This is a genomic window from Rahnella sp. PD12R (genome assembly GCF_019200965.1).
Taxonomy (GTDB): domain Bacteria; phylum Pseudomonadota; class Gammaproteobacteria; order Enterobacterales; family Enterobacteriaceae; genus Rahnella; species Rahnella laticis.
Genome location: NZ_JAHTMS010000005.1, coordinates 256783 through 273355, shown reverse-complemented (window position 1 = coordinate 273355; position 16573 = coordinate 256783). Strand labels below are relative to the sequence as shown.

The 16573-nt window shown below is 52.4% G+C and carries 14 protein-coding genes; 6 read left to right on the top strand and 8 right to left on the bottom strand.

Features of this window, described 5'->3' with window-relative positions:
• Positions 1-218: 218 nt before the first annotated feature.
• Positions 219-734, top strand: coding sequence for a gluconokinase (locus KWG64_RS12360; protein ID WP_152327568.1), 516 nt, complete (start codon positions 219-221; stop codon positions 732-734).
• A gap of 146 nt (positions 735-880) precedes the next feature.
• Here KWG64_RS12360 and gntR read toward each other — a convergent pair whose 3' ends face one another.
• The 6 genes from gntR to KWG64_RS12330 form a co-directional block, all read right to left on the bottom strand.
• Positions 881-1876, bottom strand: coding sequence for a gluconate operon transcriptional repressor GntR (gene gntR, locus KWG64_RS12355; protein WP_152327569.1), 996 nt, complete (start codon positions 1874-1876; stop codon positions 881-883).
• Positions 1877-1970: 94 nt separating this feature from the next.
• A complete protein-coding gene (locus KWG64_RS12350; protein WP_195825375.1) occupies positions 1971-2888 on the bottom strand; it encodes a LacI family DNA-binding transcriptional regulator in 918 nt (305 codons plus the stop codon).
• Between the two features lie 12 nt (positions 2889-2900).
• Complete coding sequence (locus tag KWG64_RS12345; protein WP_218522052.1) at positions 2901-4283, bottom strand: glycoside hydrolase family 1 protein; 1383 nt, start codon at positions 4281-4283, stop codon at positions 2901-2903.
• Between the two features lie 29 nt (positions 4284-4312).
• Positions 4313-5641 carry a PTS sugar transporter subunit IIC gene (locus KWG64_RS12340; protein ID WP_101077531.1) on the bottom strand — a complete coding sequence of 443 codons (1329 nt, stop codon included), beginning with the start codon at positions 5639-5641 and terminating at the stop codon, positions 4313-4315.
• Positions 5638-5961 (bottom strand): PTS sugar transporter subunit IIB, encoded by a 324-nt coding sequence (locus KWG64_RS12335; protein WP_218522051.1) that lies wholly within the window; start codon positions 5959-5961, stop codon positions 5638-5640. The genes KWG64_RS12340 and KWG64_RS12335 overlap by 4 nt, the downstream gene beginning before the upstream one ends.
• Before the next feature lie 254 nt (positions 5962-6215).
• Positions 6216-6911 (bottom strand): pirin family protein, encoded by a 696-nt coding sequence (locus KWG64_RS12330; protein ID WP_218522050.1) that lies wholly within the window; start codon positions 6909-6911, stop codon positions 6216-6218.
• Positions 6912-7488: 577 nt separating this feature from the next.
• On the opposite strand from KWG64_RS12330, the gene KWG64_RS12325 reads away from it, so the two are divergent.
• Complete coding sequence (locus KWG64_RS12325) at positions 7489-7986, top strand: GNAT family N-acetyltransferase (protein ID WP_218522049.1); 498 nt, start codon at positions 7489-7491, stop codon at positions 7984-7986.
• Here KWG64_RS12325 and KWG64_RS12320 read toward each other — a convergent pair.
• Entirely contained in the window at positions 7983-9188 is a 1206-nt protein-coding gene (locus KWG64_RS12320; protein ID WP_218522048.1) for an MFS transporter, read from the bottom strand. The two genes, KWG64_RS12325 and KWG64_RS12320, sit on opposite strands and share 4 nt — an antisense overlap.
• Positions 9189-9637: 449 nt before the next feature.
• Between KWG64_RS12320 and KWG64_RS12315 the strand changes: the two genes are divergently transcribed.
• The 3 genes from KWG64_RS12315 to KWG64_RS12305 all read left to right on the top strand — a co-directional run bounded on the left by KWG64_RS12315 (position 9638) and on the right by KWG64_RS12305 (position 13994).
• Entirely contained in the window at positions 9638-11833 is a 2196-nt protein-coding gene (locus KWG64_RS12315) for an inverse autotransporter beta domain-containing protein (RefSeq protein WP_255562180.1), read from the top strand.
• Positions 11834-11890: 57 nt separating this feature from the next.
• Positions 11891-12781: a SinI family autotransporter-associated protein gene (locus KWG64_RS12310; protein ID WP_218522046.1), complete on the top strand. Its 891-nt coding sequence runs from the start codon at positions 11891-11893 to the stop codon at positions 12779-12781.
• Between the two features lie 223 nt (positions 12782-13004).
• Positions 13005-13994 carry an Ig-like domain-containing protein gene (locus KWG64_RS12305; RefSeq protein ID WP_218522045.1) on the top strand — a complete coding sequence of 330 codons (990 nt, stop codon included), beginning with the start codon at positions 13005-13007 and terminating at the stop codon, positions 13992-13994.
• Between the two features lie 18 nt (positions 13995-14012).
• On the opposite strand, the gene KWG64_RS12300 is transcribed toward KWG64_RS12305, so the two are convergent.
• Entirely contained in the window at positions 14013-14669 is a 657-nt protein-coding gene (locus KWG64_RS12300) for a helix-turn-helix domain-containing protein (RefSeq protein ID WP_218522044.1), read from the bottom strand.
• A gap of 171 nt (positions 14670-14840) precedes the next feature.
• On the opposite strand from KWG64_RS12300, the gene KWG64_RS12295 reads away from it, so the two are divergent.
• On the top strand, positions 14841-16544 hold the full coding sequence (locus KWG64_RS12295) for a lysophospholipid acyltransferase family protein (protein WP_218522043.1): 1704 nt from the start codon (positions 14841-14843) through the stop codon (positions 16542-16544).
• The last annotated feature ends 29 nt before the right edge of the window (positions 16545-16573 follow it).

The following is a 16573-nucleotide window of genomic DNA, read 5'->3' as shown; positions in this document are numbered from 1 at the left end:
ATCGTGGCCAGACAGGTGACGCATTGTTTTTAATTTTCAACATGTTGTAGGAATTAACAGTGCAACGGGTACAGACCGCGACCGCTAAAACAGCAGTGCATTCCTTTGTGATATTAGTCACATCTCCATTTGTTACCGGTATCATGATACCGGTAACATGCTAATATTAGGACTCACTACGCAGTCGAAATGTTCATTTTGGGATAGAGATCATACTTATGGCAGGACAAAGCATCATTCTGATGGGCGTGTCAGGCAGCGGTAAATCCACCGTCGGCGCGGCACTGGCCCGTGAAATTAACGCAAAATTCATCGACGGTGATGATCTTCATCCCCGCGCAAATATTCAAAAGATGGCCAGCGGTACGCCGCTCAATGACGACGATCGTGCGCCGTGGTTATTACGTCTGAATGATGCGGCTTACAGCCTGCGCCATAAAAATGAAACCGGCATTATTGTCTGTTCCGCGCTGAAACGCCGCTACCGCGACGCGCTGCGTAAAGACAACGAAGGCATGGTGTTCATCTACATGAAAGGCAGTTTTGACGTGATTGCCGAGCGCCTGAAAGCGCGCGCCGGGCATTTTATGCCGACCGATTTACTGAGAAGCCAGTTCGATGCGCTCGAAGAACCGGGCGAAGATGAGCCAGATGTCTTGCGCGTAAATATCGATCATAAGTTTGAAGGTGTGGTCGATCGCTGCGTAGCGGCCTTGAAAACATTACAGAAGTAACTGGTTATCAATTGCGCCGCTGAGCCGTCGGTGGCGCAGCCAATTTGGATTCGGATGGAGCGCAGGCCCCGGAGCGTACACGCAGTACGTGAGGAGGGCGAGCACCACCCGGATTCAAAGTGGCAAGTAAACCAGGCTCATGCAGACTAGATACTTCCGCCTGCCGAGATGGTGAACCCTACATCCACCATCCTCGGAAAGACTTCTTCGCCGCGCAATCTTGCCAGCAGGCGTTCGGCGGAAATCTGCCCCATTCTTTCGCGCGGCGTGAGTACGCTGGCGAGCGGTGGCTCCATCGCCTGCCCCATGTTGTGACCGTGGAAACCGGCAATCGCCATTTGTGACGGAATGCTCAACCCCTGCCGTAAACATTCAAAAAATGCGCCCGCCGCGAGGTCATCGTTGGTGCAGAAAATACTGTCGATTTGCGGCCAGTCTTTTTGCGCCTGACGCAGTAATTCCGCACCGCCGCTGTAGCTGGATGAACGGCTGGTCATCACGCTGTAAGGCTCCAGCCCGGATTCACGCATCGCCTGCTCGTAACCCTGCTGTTTGATGATCGTACGCTCATCCTGACGCGCGCCGAAATACACCACATGCCGATGCCCGTGCGCGATGATCTGCTGCGTCATCTGCCGCGCGGCTTCGAAGTTGTTAAAACCGACCGCCAGATCCACGCACGGCGAGACGCAGTCCATCATCTCAACCACCGGAATACCGGCCACCTCGATCATTTTCAGCGTACGCGCCGTGTGATGGCGTTCGGACAAAATCAGGCCGTCGATATTATAAGAAAGCAGCGACGTGAGACGCTGTTCTTCGCGCTCCTGGCTGTAGCCGTAGTGCGCCAGCATGGTCTGGTAGCCGTGAATATCCGTGACGCTTTCGATGCCACGCAGCACCTCGGCGAACACCTGGTTGGTCAGTGACGGCAATAACACGCCGATGGCGCGACTTTTGGCGTTCGAGAGAATATCCGGAGCGCGGTTTGGGATGTAACCCAGTTCATCGAGCGCAGCCGAAATCTTTTCCTGCAAGGCGCTGGAAACTTGTTCGGGATTGCGCAAATAACGGCTGACCGTCATTTTGGTGATGCCCACTTTGTCGGCAACATCCTGGAGTACGGGCCTTTTTTTCTTCACGTTTTTCAATGAACTGGATTAAGGGAATCAGAGCGTAATGGTAGCAAACAATCGCGCAGGCGGGTATCCGTTGCTGCGCGACATGAGATGTGGGTCAGAAAGGGATAGAAAGCTGCCCGCGCACCGGTGCGCCCGCGTTCGCTGAAAATTGCCCGGCGAGCAGCGCCATGGCGGTTTGTGCCAGCGTTTCAAGCGGATACGTGATGGCCGGAACGGCGGAAATACCCGGCGGCAACGTGCTGTCGAGGCTGAAAACCATCACGCTGGCGGGCACGGCGCGTCCGTGTTGTGCGAGCTGGCGCAGGGCGTCCTGCGCGCTGGCATCGTCCGGCACCAGCAATGCGTTGAACGGAACGTTTTGCGCCAGCAGCTGCGCCAGCGCCTGTTCGCCACTGTGGACCAGCCGCCGGTCGTACGGTAACAGGAATTTTTCCAGCGCCTGATGATAACCCTGCAAGATTTGCCCGGCGGTTTCGCCGTTTTCTGCATTAATCAGCGCAATCTGTCTGCGTCCTTGCTGCAACACATACTGGCAGGCGGTTTCAGCGGCAAAGCTGCGGTCAAAATGAATGCTGCGGTCGGAGTCTTCATCCAGACAATCAATGGTAATCACGTTTTCCGGCAACGGCGGCAGTTCAAAGCGCGCGCCGATCACGATCATCGCATCGCATAATCCTCTGCCGATTTCGTTAACCGAATGCGCCAGACCCGCCGCATCCGTGGCGAATCTCAGCAGCAAATATTTCTGGTTCAGCCGTAACTCTTTTTCCAGCGCGTGCAGATAACCGGTGGACTGGTTGATGTTTTCGGCCGCACAAATCACACCGATACAGCCGGTGGACTGCGTGGACAGCGACTGCGCAATCACGCTCGGTTTGTATTGCAGCGTTTCCACCGCCTGCATCACAGCCAGGCGGCTTTCCTCTTTTACTCCGCGGCTGCCACTCAGGACACGGGAAACTGTCGCTTTCGACACGTTCGCCAGCCGCGAGACGTCGTTTATGTTTGCCATGCCGTTCCTTTGTTAATCGAAACCGTTGTTTTTAGACACGTCCGCGAACCATTCGCCGCTTTTCTTCACCGTCCGTTTTTGGGTGGCGAGATCCAGCTGCACAAAACCATAGCGGTTTTTGTACGCGTTCATCCATGACCAGCAGTCGATAAATGTCCACATATGGTAACCGAGACAGCCGCTGCCTTCCTGCAATGCGCGGTGTAACCATTTCAGATGTCCGCTGACAAACCCGATACGGTAGTCATCGTCAATCCGGCCCGTCTGTTCGAAGCGCAGTTCATTTTCCACACCCATGCCGTTTTCGGAAATGAAACAACGCGGATTGCCGTAGTTTTCACGCAGATTGGTAAGGATATCGTAGATCCCCTGCTCGTAAATTTCCCAGCCACGGTGCGGGTTCATTTTACGGCCCGGCATCACGTAGTTATCGAAGAACCACTCCGGCATAAACGGACTTTCAGGATTCACCATGCTGTCGCGGCACTGGATACGGCGCGGCTGGTAATAATTGATGCCGAGTAAATCCACCACGCCCTGCTGCAATAGCGCAGCATCGCCTTCCTGACACGCCGGAAGCTGGCCGTGTTTTTTCAGCAATTCCACCAGTTCCTGCGGATATTCACCACGCAGCGCCGGATCGAGGAAACTGCGGTTAAACATCAGGTCAGCAATGTTCGCGGCTTTCAAATCTGCCGGATTTTGCGAACGCGGATACGACGGCGTGAGGTTGAGAATGATGCCAATTTCGCCGCCCTGCTGGCGGGCACGATAGGCTTTCACCGCCAGCGAATGCGCCAGCATGGTGTGATAGGCCACGGTCGCAGCGCGCTTGAAATCCACCACATTCGGATAATGGAAGTCATACAAATAACCGCCTTCCACCGGCACGACCGGTTCGTTGAACGTGAACCAGTGTTTGACGCGGTCACCGAACAGCGCAAAACAGGTATCGGCATATTTTGCGTAAGCCTCCACGACGTCGCGATTTTCCCAGCCGCCAATTTCCTGCATCGCCATCGGCATATCGAAATGGAACAGGTTGATAAACGGCTGTACGCCCTGCGCCAGCATTTCGTCAATCACCTGATTATAAAACGCCACGGCTTCCGGGTTCACTTCGCCCTTTCCGCCCGGAATCAGCCTCGCCCAGGAAATGGAGGTGCGAAACGTGTTGTGGTTAAGCTGCTTCAGCAGCGCGATGTCCTCGCGCCAGTTTTTATAAAACGTCGATGTGTCCTGCGGGCCGACGTCGTTATGGAAACGCGTCGGTTGCTGCGAATACCAGTGATCCCAGACCGTCGCGCTTTTACCGTGGCTCAGGGTTTCACCTTCCGTTTGCGGCGCAGAGCTGGCGCTGCCCCACCAGAACTCTTTTGGAAATGCGTATTTCATCGTCATCCTCGCTGTCCGTTGCTTTGCGTTTAGCTGTTGACCGGTACGGCGTTACCCGCCGTTTGGGCACCGGCCTTTTCCGCTTCCTGTTTGAGTAAGGTACGTTCGTACGCTTTCAGGAACGGGTAATACATCACTGCTGATAACACCATACAGAACAGGCACATAATTACCGGACTGAATGCCCAGTTTGCGGCCCATGACGCACCAATTGGCGCAGGCGTTGTCCAGGGTGTGAGCGACACCACTTGCGCGACCCAGCCGAGTTTTGTGGCGGTATACGCGAAAACGGCGTTGAGCATTGGCACCAGGGTGAACGGCAGGAAAAATACCGGATTCATGATAATCGGCGTGCCGAACAGGATCGGTTCGTTGATGTTGAAGAAGCTCGGCACCACGCCCATTTTACCAATCGTCCGCAGATGCACGGCCTTGCTGCACAACAGCAAAATCGCCAGCGGCAGGGTCGAGCCGACGCCGCCAATCAGCAGATAGTGATCCCAGAAACCTTGCAGATAAATGTGCGGCAGCGGTTCGCCCGCCTGTAACGCGGTCTGGTTCAGCGCCAGATTGGTCATCCAGAACGGGTTCATAATGCCGGTGACAATCAGCGCGCCGTGAATACCGGCAAACCAGAGCACCTGACAGATAAACACTGAAATGAGAATCGCCGGCAGGGAATCCGACGCGGAAACCAGCGGTGCGAGCAGATGCATAATCGCTTCAGGAATAATCATGCCGGTGGTGGACTGAATAAACAGGTTCAGCGGATGCAGCGTGGCGACAATCACGACCACCGGGATCAGGATTTCAAACGAGCGCGCCACGCCGGTCGGGACTTCTTTTGGCAGGCGGATCGTAATGTTGCGGCGTTTGAGCAGCGCATAGACTTCGGCGGCATAAATCGCCGTCAGGATCGCGGTAAAAATGCCTTCGCCGGAGAAGTATTGCGTTGAAATTTGTTTGTCGTGATACGGCGCAGCAACCAGCAGAAAGGCCATAAACGCCAGTAAACCGGTCATGATCGGGTCGAGTTTGTAATATTTACCCAGGCTCGCGCCGATACCGACGGAAATGAAAAAGGTCATGACGCCCATGCTCAGATACCACGGCAGCATCAGCTGTTCGCGGTATTTCAGCGAGAGATCCAGCCAGCCGCGCGCGAAACCGTTGGTGGTATCCGGAGAAAATGGCGGAAAAATAAAGACCAGCATGAACGACCCGATAATCATGAAAGGCAGCGCGGCGATAAAACCGTCGCGGATCGCAATCACATGCCGTTGCTGTCCGACGCTGCCCGCCAGCGGCGTGATGTGCTTTTCGATGACGTTAACCATCGCCTGATAAAGGCCACTCATACGCGGCTTCCTTCCTGTGCGATCAGGCCGAAGGCGAAGTCCAGCACGTTATCACCGCGCTGCATGCCGTAATCCATCATGTTGATAACTTCGACCGGGATATTGAATTCCGCCGCTCTCGCCGACAAATCACCCTGCATGTAACGCACCTGCGGCCCGAGCAACACCACCTGATAATCACGGAATTTTTCGTCAAACTCGCTGGCTCCGAACGCATCAATCTGCACGTCTTCGCCGCGCTGTTCCGCAACCTCTTTCATTTTGCGAACTAACAAACTGGTCGACATCCCCGCCGAACAACAAAGCATGATTCTTTTCATTTTTGCTTCACTCCCAGATGATTTATGTTCTGCCCGTTTCTCTTGCTGAGGGTATTTGAATCACTTTGGAAACCGGTTTCCATAGAACAGAAACCAATGTGCGAAGGGGGTCAAAGAATTGCTGGTCGATTTGTTGCGGGTGTGAATGCCGTCACGAAGCCGAAAAATTCAGCAATGCAAACGCGGGGAAAAGGACTAAGGGACAAAAACAAAAAAGGCGACCGGAGTCGCCTTTAGCGTGGTGCCAGAAATCATCAGACCGGCGGCAGATCGAACAGCAGAATTTCGCTGTCTTCATCGGCATGCACGGACAACGCCGTTTCATCCCAGATCGCCAGTGCATCGCTCTGTCCGGCTTTCTGGCCGTTAATGGACACGGTGCCTTTCACCACCTGGATCCACACGCGGCGTTCAGCCTTGATCGTGTAAACCGACTGTTCGTCCTTTTTCAGCGCCCAGCGTGACAGCTCCATATCCTGGAAAACTTTCAGCGAGCCGTCGCGGGCATCCGGAGAAAGCACCAGCTGGCGGCCTTGCGGCGCATCGAACAGACGCTGTTCGTAACGTGGCTCCAGACCTTTTTTGTCCGGAATGATCCAAATCTGATAAAGATGCAGTTTACGGTCGCTGTTTCCGTTGTACTCGGAATGCGTCACACCGGTCCCGGCGCTCATAATCTGGAACTCACCCGCCTGAATCTGCTCTTTGTTGCCCATGCTGTCCTGATGTTCCACGGTGCCTTCGAGCACGTAGGTCAGAATTTCCATGTCTTTGTGCGGATGCTTACCAAAACCTTGCCCCGCATCGATGAAATCTTCATTGATCACCCGCAGCGCGGAGAAGCCCATAAAGTTCGCATCGTAGTAATCGGCGAAAGAGAAGGTATGCCAGCTTTCCAGCCAGCCGTGACTTGCGTGACCGCGTTCTTGTGCCTGACGTAAGTAGATCATGTTCAACTCTCCTCAATGTTTTCTCTAGTCTAGTCAACGCCTGAGAATAAGAAAGCGTAAAAACTTCACCCCTCTGTTCAAAAAATATGAACAAACGCAGATGATTAAATCCAAAGGATTTGCGGAAGACATGAGAAGGATTTGGAAAAGAGAAAAGATGTGTTGTTTTCGAAATAGTTCATGTTATGGGCAAGATGAAAAAGGTTTTTTCCAAAATAGTTCGGGTTGGGAGAAGGCGGCAAGGGAACGAATCCCCGGGAGCATACATAAGTATGTGACCGGGGTGAGCGAGTACAGCCAACGCACTACCAGCCGGAAATATGAAGGAAAAAAGGCAAAAAAAAGCCAGCACCCGGCTGGCTAAGTAATACTGGAAGCAATGTGAGCAATGTCGTGCATTCTTGGGGACCCGTTTGACCTTGGTGTGAGGCCATCCCCGGAACGCATGGCAATAATAATCATTATCATTCGCACTTGTAAAGCATTATTTTTCATCCAACATTCGATTGACTCTTATCCAATTCCTGATAAATGTAGAGGATATTCAAACAGTAACCACAAAAAGAGGAGTGTCGCCATGAGCGAAATAGTCATCCGCCACGCAGAAGCCCGAGACGCCGAAGCGCTTCAACACCTATACGCTCAGGTTCCTGTTTACAGCGACACTCTCCAGCTCCCTTATCCGCCCGCCTCGCTATGGGAAGACCGTCTGGCAAACTCTGCGCCGGGAAGATTCGCACTGGTGGCCTGCATTGACGACAAACTCGTCGGCAATCTCACGCTGATGGTCGAGCAACCGTGGCGGCGTCGTCATGTGGCGACCTTCGGGATTGGCGTGGATACCGCCTTTCAGGGGCGCGGCGTCGGCAGCAAACTTCTCGCGGCGGCGCTAGAACTCTGCGACAAGTGGTTGCAGGTGAAGCGCGTCGAGCTGACGGTGTATGCCGATAACGACGCCGCTATCGGGCTTTACAAGAAGTATGGTTTTAGCATTGAAGGCCGCAGCCCGTACTACGCCCTGCGCGACGGCGAGCTGGTGGATACGCTGCACATGGGGCGCATCCACGGCGTTTAATCTGTTCTGACGGAGGCGCTGGTTTCGCGCGGTAAACGCCGCAGAACCAGCGCCATCGCAATCAACACCAGCAACGCAGAACCCAGATAAATCGAATCAATCCCGGCCTGCGCCATCAGCATTCCCGCCAGCGGACCGGTAATTCCCAGTGATAAATCGAGAAACGCAGAATAGGTCGCCAGCGCGCTGCCCTGATTTTCCTGCGGCAATTTTTTAACCGCCACGACACCGAGCGCCGGGAAGACCAGCGAGAACCCCGCGCCCGTCAGGAATGCGCCACCCATCGCGACCAGCGACGTCGGCGCGAAAAAGACCAGGATCAGCCCGGCGATTTCCACAACGAAGCACGCCAGCGCGACGCGTAAGCCGCCAAAACGATTGATGCAATTCGGAAACAGCAACCGCATGCCAACAAACGCCGCACTGAAAAATGTCAGCGAGAACGCTGCTCCGGACCAGTTTTTAGCATCGTAAAACAGGGTGATAAAGGTCGCGATAACGCCAAAACCGGTGGAGGCCAGCGCGAGCATCATGCCGTAGGGCAAAATTTTCCCCAGCACCTGGCTGAACGGAATCTGCGTCGAAGCTTTCCCCGCGACCGGCGGTTTACGCCACGCCACCAGTAACGCCGTCAGCGCCACCAGAATGATGCACACCGACAACAGTGCCAGGCCGCCGAGGCTGAAAATCCCCACACCGAGCGGCGCGCCAATCGCCATCGCGCCATACGTCACCACCCCGCTCCACGAAATCACCTTGCCGATATGCAGCGAACCGACCACGCCGATGCCCCAGAGCGTCGAACCGGTTCCGGCAAAACTTTGTCCCGCGCCCAGCAGTAAACGCCCGGCACACAACAGCGTCAGGCTGGCCGCTGGTGACGCGTCCATCCATAACGCCAGCAAATAGAACACGCCGCTAAGCAGGCAGCCGCTTAGCCCGAGCATCACCACGCGCTTTGGCCCGACTTTATCGGCGTAACGCCCGGCGTGCGGACGGCTCAGCAACGTCGCGAAGTATTGCAGGCTGATCACCAGCCCCGCCCAGAACGCGCTGTAGCCAAGATGGTCATGGACATACCCCGGTAAAATCGCCAGCGGCAGGCCGATCGTCAGGTAGTTAGCAAAGTTGAAAACCAGAATGGAGAGAATCCGTAATGTGATTTTTGAAGACGAACTTTCGGGCAAAGCGGGAGCAGGCATGGAAATCGACGTCTCACGAAGAAGGTTCTGGCGTGTCACACAGCCGTAAATGAGTCTTTGACTCTATTAGCAATAGGTTGTTTTAGCAACAAATCGAAACACCGGTTTATGAACCCCGGATCTGCGGTCTTTCTGGATAATGGAGGATGCGTCCATTTATGGACATACAAAAATAGAATCTATAGGCGTATTATTCATTCACGGAACAAATAACACAGCATTGAGTTTGTCATTAATATTCTATTTCACGAGCATTGTCTCGCGTTTATATTGTAAAAACCGAAAGGATAAAGATAATAGCCAACATCTCTAACCCATTAAGGGCAGGGAAATAGTCCATTTGTGGACAGGTGTAATTCCTTGACAACGATTTAACTTATTAAAGCCAATAATTCATTATGAAAAAACATACGCCATTTAAATATATAAAGGTCGCACTTTGTATTTTGATGAGCTTTCCTGTCTGCGCGCAAGAAGGTTTCATCCTTCCAACGCTGGGCAGTCAGGATGTATTTTCAGACAAGACCCCGGCCAGTAATAATGAAAGCGTTAGTCAGACTCTCGGGAATAAATCTGCACAGATTTTAACAAACGAAGCTCAGCAGGGTTTCCAAAACCTCAGCGTCGAAGGCGCGAAAAGTCAGCTGTATCAGTACGGAAAAGGCGCGGCGACCCAGGCCGTGCAGTCACAGGCGGAGCAATTGTTGTCGCCTTACGGCCATATCAAAACGACGCTGAATGTTGGCGATGACGGCAGCCTGGACGGTTCATCACTGGATTATTTAATTCCCTGGTATGCCGGTGAAAGTACGCTAATTTTTAACCAGTTTTCAGCCCACAGCAAAGATGGCCGTAATATCGCCAATATCGGTGCAGGCGTTCGATATAACGTCAGTAAAGACTGGATGCTCGGCGTGAATGCTTTTTATGATTATGACATCAGCCGCGGTCACCGCCGGGGAAGTCTTGGTTCTGAAGTGTGGACGAATTTCTTAAAACTTAGCGGAAACTATTATATTCCTTTGTCTACGTGGAAAACGTCAAAGGACTTCGATAATTACGAAGAACGTCCGGCTCAGGGCTGGGATGTCCGGCTCCAGACCTATTTACCTTTTTATCCGCAATTAGGTTCATCGCTGGTTTATGAACAATATTATGGCGATCAGGTTGCGCTTTTTGGCACCGACAATCTCCAGGAAGATCCGTCCTCTGTGACGCTGGGCGTGGATTACACGCCGGTGCCTTTGGTGACGATCGGTGCGGGATATAAGCAAGGTAATTCCGACCAGAATGAAGTCACGGCGAATATCAGTTTTGATTACCACATTGGCACGCCGCTTTCGAAACAGCTGGATGCCTCTGCGGTTGCCGATATGCGTACGCTGGCGGGCAGCCGGATGGACTTTGTTGATCGCAACAACGATATCGTACTGGAATACCGTGAAGTTAAAGATCTCGATATCGACGTCTACCTCAAACCGACCAGCACCGCGCCGCAATGTATTTTGGGCGATGACCCCGATGAGGCGCAGGCTTACGAAGGATGTCACTGGACGCTGAATGCGGACATTAAATCTCACCGCAAAATTGCATCGGCGCACTGGGTGCCAGTTGGCGGATATTCTGCCGAAAATACGCTGGGCTTACCGGCGCTGTCACCGTCATCGAACATCAGTGCCGGTAACAATAACCACTGGACGCTGACGTTCCCGGCGTGGGTCAACTCGAAAGACCCGCACGCTAACGAATACGATTTAGCGGTGACTTTTAGCGATGATAAAGGCGACAGCAAGCAGTCCAATGTGGTGAAAATTAAAGTGTCCGAAGCGCCGGCCAGTTATCAGCTGGCGATTAAAAACGATCCGCAAAGTGATAAAGCCGTGAAGCGCAACGCAAATGGCAAAGACACGGTCGATCTGGAGGCCACCGGCGCGAAAGTTTCCGGGTTACAGGGCGAAACGACGGCGCTGACCGGCGAAAACCTGAACATGAATTTCCATGCTTATGCCGTTGCAGATAAAAATCATGAACATGAAATTAAAATCCACGCCTCCAGAGAGGATTGCGATAAAAATACCGGTGGCCTTTATTACGTGAATTCTCCGGATAAAGGGAAATCAACCATTGCCAGTACGCTGCCGGGTATTTTCTCGATTATTGCCACACCGGCCGATCATGAAAACCAGCAAACAAATCAGGTTTTGGTGGACTTTAATGCCGGAAATAAAGAAATCGTCACAGCCATTGTGGATACACAAAATCCGGATGTGAATCTGACCGCAACAAAAGGCAATCAGCTTTTATTAGGTCACGAATATCAGTTCAGGGTGGCCTATGACAGTAATAAAAATGGGCAATGGGATCCGACAGACCGGGAAACTGTTTCCGATACAGATAAAACACCGATTATTTCCCTGGTGAATTATAAGTGGGTATTTGACGGTATTAATCCACAGGGCGAAAAAGGCGGCTATGCAAACAGTAATACCGATAACCACAATCTGGTTATTCCGGATACCAATGCGCAAGCCAATACCGTATTAGCATCGGCAGGAAAAAGCGGAATTCAGGGATTTGAATTAAAAGCAGACTTTGAGCTTTCCGATGCAGGCTCAAAGCTTCTTAAAAGTCTCTCCGCCAATTAAACCTGGCGAAATTTATTTAAACGTTAACTGAATACAAACTTACAGAGTGATATTGATATGACAAAGTTTAATAAATCCCTTCTGGCCAGCCTGTTATTTGCCGGCTGCTCTCACGTTGCTTTAGCTGATATGACGGACTCTGCCGGTCAGCTGATCGGGACCGTGCCGGTGTTGAAAGGCACCGACGCAGGCCAGTCAGACCACAGCGTTTCCTTCTCGAACGGCCACGAAAGTGGTTCAACAACCGCCATGTCTCCGAACGATAAAATTACGTTAAATTATACGTTTAAAGACGCAGAAGGCGATGTTGACAGCAGTAAAACCACCATCAAATGGTTTACCACCAGCGACGGTAAAGGTGCCGATAAAACCGCATTAGCCAACGACGGTAAGGATTCCTATACCATCGCGGCGACCGATGCAGGCCGCTATCTGGGGGCAGAAATTACCGAACAGACCTCGACCGGTATGCCATCAAAAGGCCAAGTCATTACCATCGAAGACGTCAGTGCTAACGATACATCGGATGGGATACCGAACGGCCCGATCGTCGGCGGCAAGGTTGGCGTAGAAATTGTTGATGCGACCGCACCAACCGTCAACCTGATCGGCAAGGCGAACAGCGAACTGCTGGTTGGCCACACTTACCAGTTCAAAGCCTGGTATGACGCCAACAACAACGGCGTGTGGGATGCGGGCGAACTGGAAGCGACCAGCAACTACAACTACAAATGGTTCTTCGAAGGCACCAGCGCCACTACCGGCACTGCGGGCGGTTATGCTGTTGCTGCAACGAATGGCAAAGATCTGGTTATTCCTAATACGAATGCCGGGGCCACTTCTGTCTTCGCGACCGCGGGCGCAGACGGTGTTCAGGGTTACAGCCTGAAAGTTGATTACACACCATTACTGAAATCAGTAAGAACCGTTAAATCAGTCAGGAAATAATTAACCCGGAAAGGTAACGGTTTTATTTAAAGCGTTACTTCACGAAAGTTGAGCACGAAAGTGCTCAACTTTTCGCATCCTCTGAGCGTGTTCTGGCTCAAATAATCAGGATGAAATTATGTTTTCACGATATTTTAAATTATCAGGACTTTCTCTCCTGATAATACTCGCCTTCAGTACACACTGTCGGGCTGAGGCAACGGAGCCACAGCCCGGAGAATTCATGACGGCAGCGACGGGAATTCTGAACGGCACGCCTCCGGTCATCAAAAATAATTCCGGTGAGAGCAATAAAGTCGATTTCAAAAAAATCAGCGAACACGACGACACAGATGAACTCGATGAAGGCGATATCGTCACACTGACGTGGGAATTACAGGATAATGAAGGAGATGCGGATGCCACGCTGGCGTCCATCGTCTGGACCTGCGATCACCCGACCAAAGGTTCCCGCGTGCTGGCAACGCAGGTTAACAGCTACACCATTACCTCGGCGGATTATGGCTGCAATATCAGCGTGGCGCTCCAGCCGCAAACGCAAACAGGGATTCCCCGCACCGCCGAAGCGCTTACGGTGGCGGATGTGAGTGCCTATGACGACAGCGATAATATTATCGAAGGGCCGGTAAACCCGCATTCTGTTAATTTTATGGACTATATTGTCGCGCCCGGCACCACCCAGAGTAAAACGGTCAGCCCGGATCAAATTCTGCATACCGGCTGGGTTGGCGCAGAAGTTCAGCTGGAAACGGACAACCCGGAATCTCAGATTATCTGGGCAAGCAGTAATAAAAACGTCGCCACCGTCACTCAGGACGGACTGGTGACTTTCCTGACAAAAGGCCCGGTTACAATACAGGCCAGAAATGACAAAGCCATTGCGCGTATAAAATTTAATCCAACCGAATTCTATGTGTTTAGCACCGTAAAAATGAACTGGCAAGATGCAAAAAGTTGGTGTGAAAATCAGGGTTATACCCAGCCAGATACCGATCACTTATCTAAGGAAAAAGACCTGCGGGAAATCCCTTCAGATGCCTTATGGCAGGAATGGGGTGATATTTCTCAACAAAATGCAAAATTCGCGGGTGTTGTATTCTGGTCCTCAGAAGAATGGGGAGATGATAATGCCTACTATATGTATATCTCTAATGGACGCGTAACGTCTAATACTGAGGATAATTTAGAAGGCGTTGCCTGTCTGGTCAATTAAACAACTCCGTTACGTGTTTTAATATTCACGCGGTAATTTTTTGAGGATCGCAATAAGCTTGCCGTTCTCAATATTAATATATTCACCCTGGCGTAAATCGGACAGGATTTTCATCACACCGCTACGGGCCAGGTGAGTATGCTCATGAATATAATTAAAAACGCTGGTGCGTAAACGTTGCTCCGGCGGCATCATTTCCAGTTCAAAGAGGAAGGCGCAGACGATCTGATACGTTGATTTGCTGATCAGCAAATTGGTCCGGTAGGCCTGAAAGTCACTGAGGTATGTCTGGAAATCCAGTACTTCTTTGAACAGCTGATGTTCGCTGACAAGTTCCATCGCGCGGGAAAAAGGTAACGTTTCGAGTACAGACCCTTTTTCACTTCTGAATTGATAAAGGTTATAGCGAAACGGTGAACCCTGCATGCCAAACAGATTTGGCGCAGCGGCTCTGACAAAACGTAAGTTATCGGCCGTACGGTAAATATTCAGCGCGCCGTCTAACACTAAAACAACTTTTGCCTCATCCCCTACCGGGTTCAGTTCAATAACAGACTCTTTTCCCTTCATCTCAAGAGGGACGGACGCCGTGCGGAAAGCCGCAATGAGCTTATTAATGGCTTCAGTCGGTTTTGACATAGGGATCAATAAATCAGGAACAGGTTTTTTGTCCATTTCAAATCCCCTTACCCTGAGTTGTTGAGTTTACCTACACACTATAGTCCGGCGCGGGCACTATACGGAAATAATTCTGCGTCGGAAAGGTTCGTTATTCTGTCATTTTGCTGACACATCACTGTCACACCGGCTGATTATGGTCAGATGACTTCAACCGGAGGACATCCTATGTTCAGCATGGATACCCTGTTTCAGGATCTCGACCCGCAGCACAAAACCCCTTCCTGGCAACGCCGTCTCTTAAAAGCCCTGTTCCGCGAAAAAGAATTCCACCGCTTTGCCGAACAACATCAGCATCTGAAAGGCATTGATATGGCCGAACAGGTGCTTGAGCATTTTAATATTCGCTGTGAACTAACGGAACGCGACCGGGAGCAAATTCCAAGCTACGGGCCGGTGGTTATCGTCGCCAACCATCCGATCGGGACGCTCGACGGGCTGGCATTGCTGCACGCGGTGGCGTCTGTACGCCCTGACGTCAAAGTGGTCGCGAACCAGATATTGTCGCTGGTGACATCGCTCGGCAGTCTGATGATCCCGGTTGATAATATGGGCAACCGCACCCGCCGCAACCAGGTCACACAGATGCAGGAGCATCTGGCGAATCAGGGCGTGCTGATTGTGTTTCCGGCCGGTGAAGTGTCGCGCATGAGTTCGAAAGGTGTGCGCGACGGAAAATGGCATACCGGTTTTATCCGCCTTGCCGCCAAAGCCCGTGCGCCGGTGGTTCCGGTGCATATCGGCGGCAGCAACAGCGCGCTGTTTTATCTTAGTTCGATGATTTACCGCCCGCTCAGCACCTTATTACTGGTTCATGAAATGTTCGGTCAACGCGGCAACAGCCTCACGCTGAAAATCGGCGCGCGTATTCCTTATTCCAGCTGGCACGACGGACAAATGACCGCAGGCGATCTGGCCGCGCGTTTTAGAAAACATGTTTATCGCCTTGGCAGCGGAAAGCCTGAGCTGTTTCATACCGAAACGTCGATTGCCCGCGCCGAAGACCGCGCCGTGCTGAAACACGCGCTGGAAGCCAGTGAGGTGCTGGGCAAAACACCCGACGGCAAAATGATTTACCTCTATCGCCGCCACGGCGAAGATTACGTGCCGATCCTGCGCGAACTGGGGCGGTTGCGTGAAATTGCGTTCCGCGCCGTGGGCGAAGGCAGCGGTCGTCGCCGTGACCTCGACAGTTACGATGACGATTATTATCACCTGGTACTGTGGGATCCGCAGGCGTTGGAAATCGTCGGCGCTTACCGGTTTATCCCGACCGCCGAACAGGTCGCCACCAAAGGCCTGAACGGCATTTACAGCCAGAGCCTGTTCCAGTACGGCCACCAGATGGACCCGATTCTCGCGCAGGGCATTGAACTCGGACGCAGCTTTATTCAGCCCGCGTACTGGGGCAAGCGCGGGCTGGATTATTTGTGGCTCGGCATCGGCGCATATCTGGCGAAATACCCGCAAACACGTTATCTGTTTGGCCCGGTGTCGATTTCCGGCGGATTACCTCTGGCCGCACGCGATTTACTGGTCGCCTTTTATCGCCTGTATTTCGCGCCCGCGCTGCCGCTGGCGACTTCGCGCCGCCCTTATCCGGCGTCTTTGCCCGACGTGCTCGCACAGTTTTGCGGTGATGATTATCAGGAAGATTTGCAGCGTCTGAAACGTCTGCTGGCAAATCTCGGTTGCAGTATTCCGGCGCTGTATAAGCAGTATTCAGAACTTTGCGAAACCGGGGGCGTGCAGTTTATTGATTTCGGCAGCGACCCGGAATTCAACCACTGCATCGACGGGCTGGTTCTGGTGGATCTCAGTCAGTTGAAACCGTCTAAGTTTGAACGCTATATCGCGGTGCATCAGGGCTGAATCCCGTGCTCTGACAAAATTCTGACAAA

Excerpts from the sequence above, each read along its gene's own strand:
- KWG64_RS12360 (WP_152327568.1), top strand. The coding sequence starts at position 219 with ATGGCAGGACAAAGCATCATTCTGATGGGCGTGTCAGGCAGCGGTAAA.
- KWG64_RS12350 (WP_195825375.1), bottom strand. The coding sequence starts at position 2,888 with ATGGCAAACATAAACGACGTCTCGCGGCTGGCGAACGTGTCGAAAGCG.
- KWG64_RS12345 (WP_218522052.1), bottom strand. The coding sequence starts at position 4,283 with ATGAAATACGCATTTCCAAAAGAGTTCTGGTGGGGCAGCGCCAGCTCT.
- KWG64_RS12340 (WP_101077531.1), bottom strand. The coding sequence starts at position 5,641 with ATGAGTGGCCTTTATCAGGCGATGGTTAACGTCATCGAAAAGCACATC.
- KWG64_RS12335 (WP_218522051.1), bottom strand. The coding sequence starts at position 5,961 with ATGAAAAGAATCATGCTTTGTTGTTCGGCGGGGATGTCGACCAGTTTG.
- KWG64_RS12330 (WP_218522050.1), bottom strand. The coding sequence starts at position 6,911 with ATGATCTACTTACGTCAGGCACAAGAACGCGGTCACGCAAGTCACGGC.
- KWG64_RS12325 (WP_218522049.1), top strand. The coding sequence starts at position 7,489 with ATGAGCGAAATAGTCATCCGCCACGCAGAAGCCCGAGACGCCGAAGCG.
- KWG64_RS12320 (WP_218522048.1), bottom strand. The coding sequence starts at position 9,188 with ATGCCTGCTCCCGCTTTGCCCGAAAGTTCGTCTTCAAAAATCACATTA.
- KWG64_RS12315 (WP_255562180.1), top strand. The coding sequence starts at position 9,638 with ATGAGCTTTCCTGTCTGCGCGCAAGAAGGTTTCATCCTTCCAACGCTG.
- KWG64_RS12310 (WP_218522046.1), top strand. The coding sequence starts at position 11,891 with ATGACAAAGTTTAATAAATCCCTTCTGGCCAGCCTGTTATTTGCCGGC.
- KWG64_RS12305 (WP_218522045.1), top strand. The coding sequence starts at position 13,005 with ATGACGGCAGCGACGGGAATTCTGAACGGCACGCCTCCGGTCATCAAA.
- KWG64_RS12300 (WP_218522044.1), bottom strand. The coding sequence starts at position 14,669 with ATGGACAAAAAACCTGTTCCTGATTTATTGATCCCTATGTCAAAACCG.
- KWG64_RS12295 (WP_218522043.1), top strand. The coding sequence starts at position 14,841 with ATGTTCAGCATGGATACCCTGTTTCAGGATCTCGACCCGCAGCACAAA.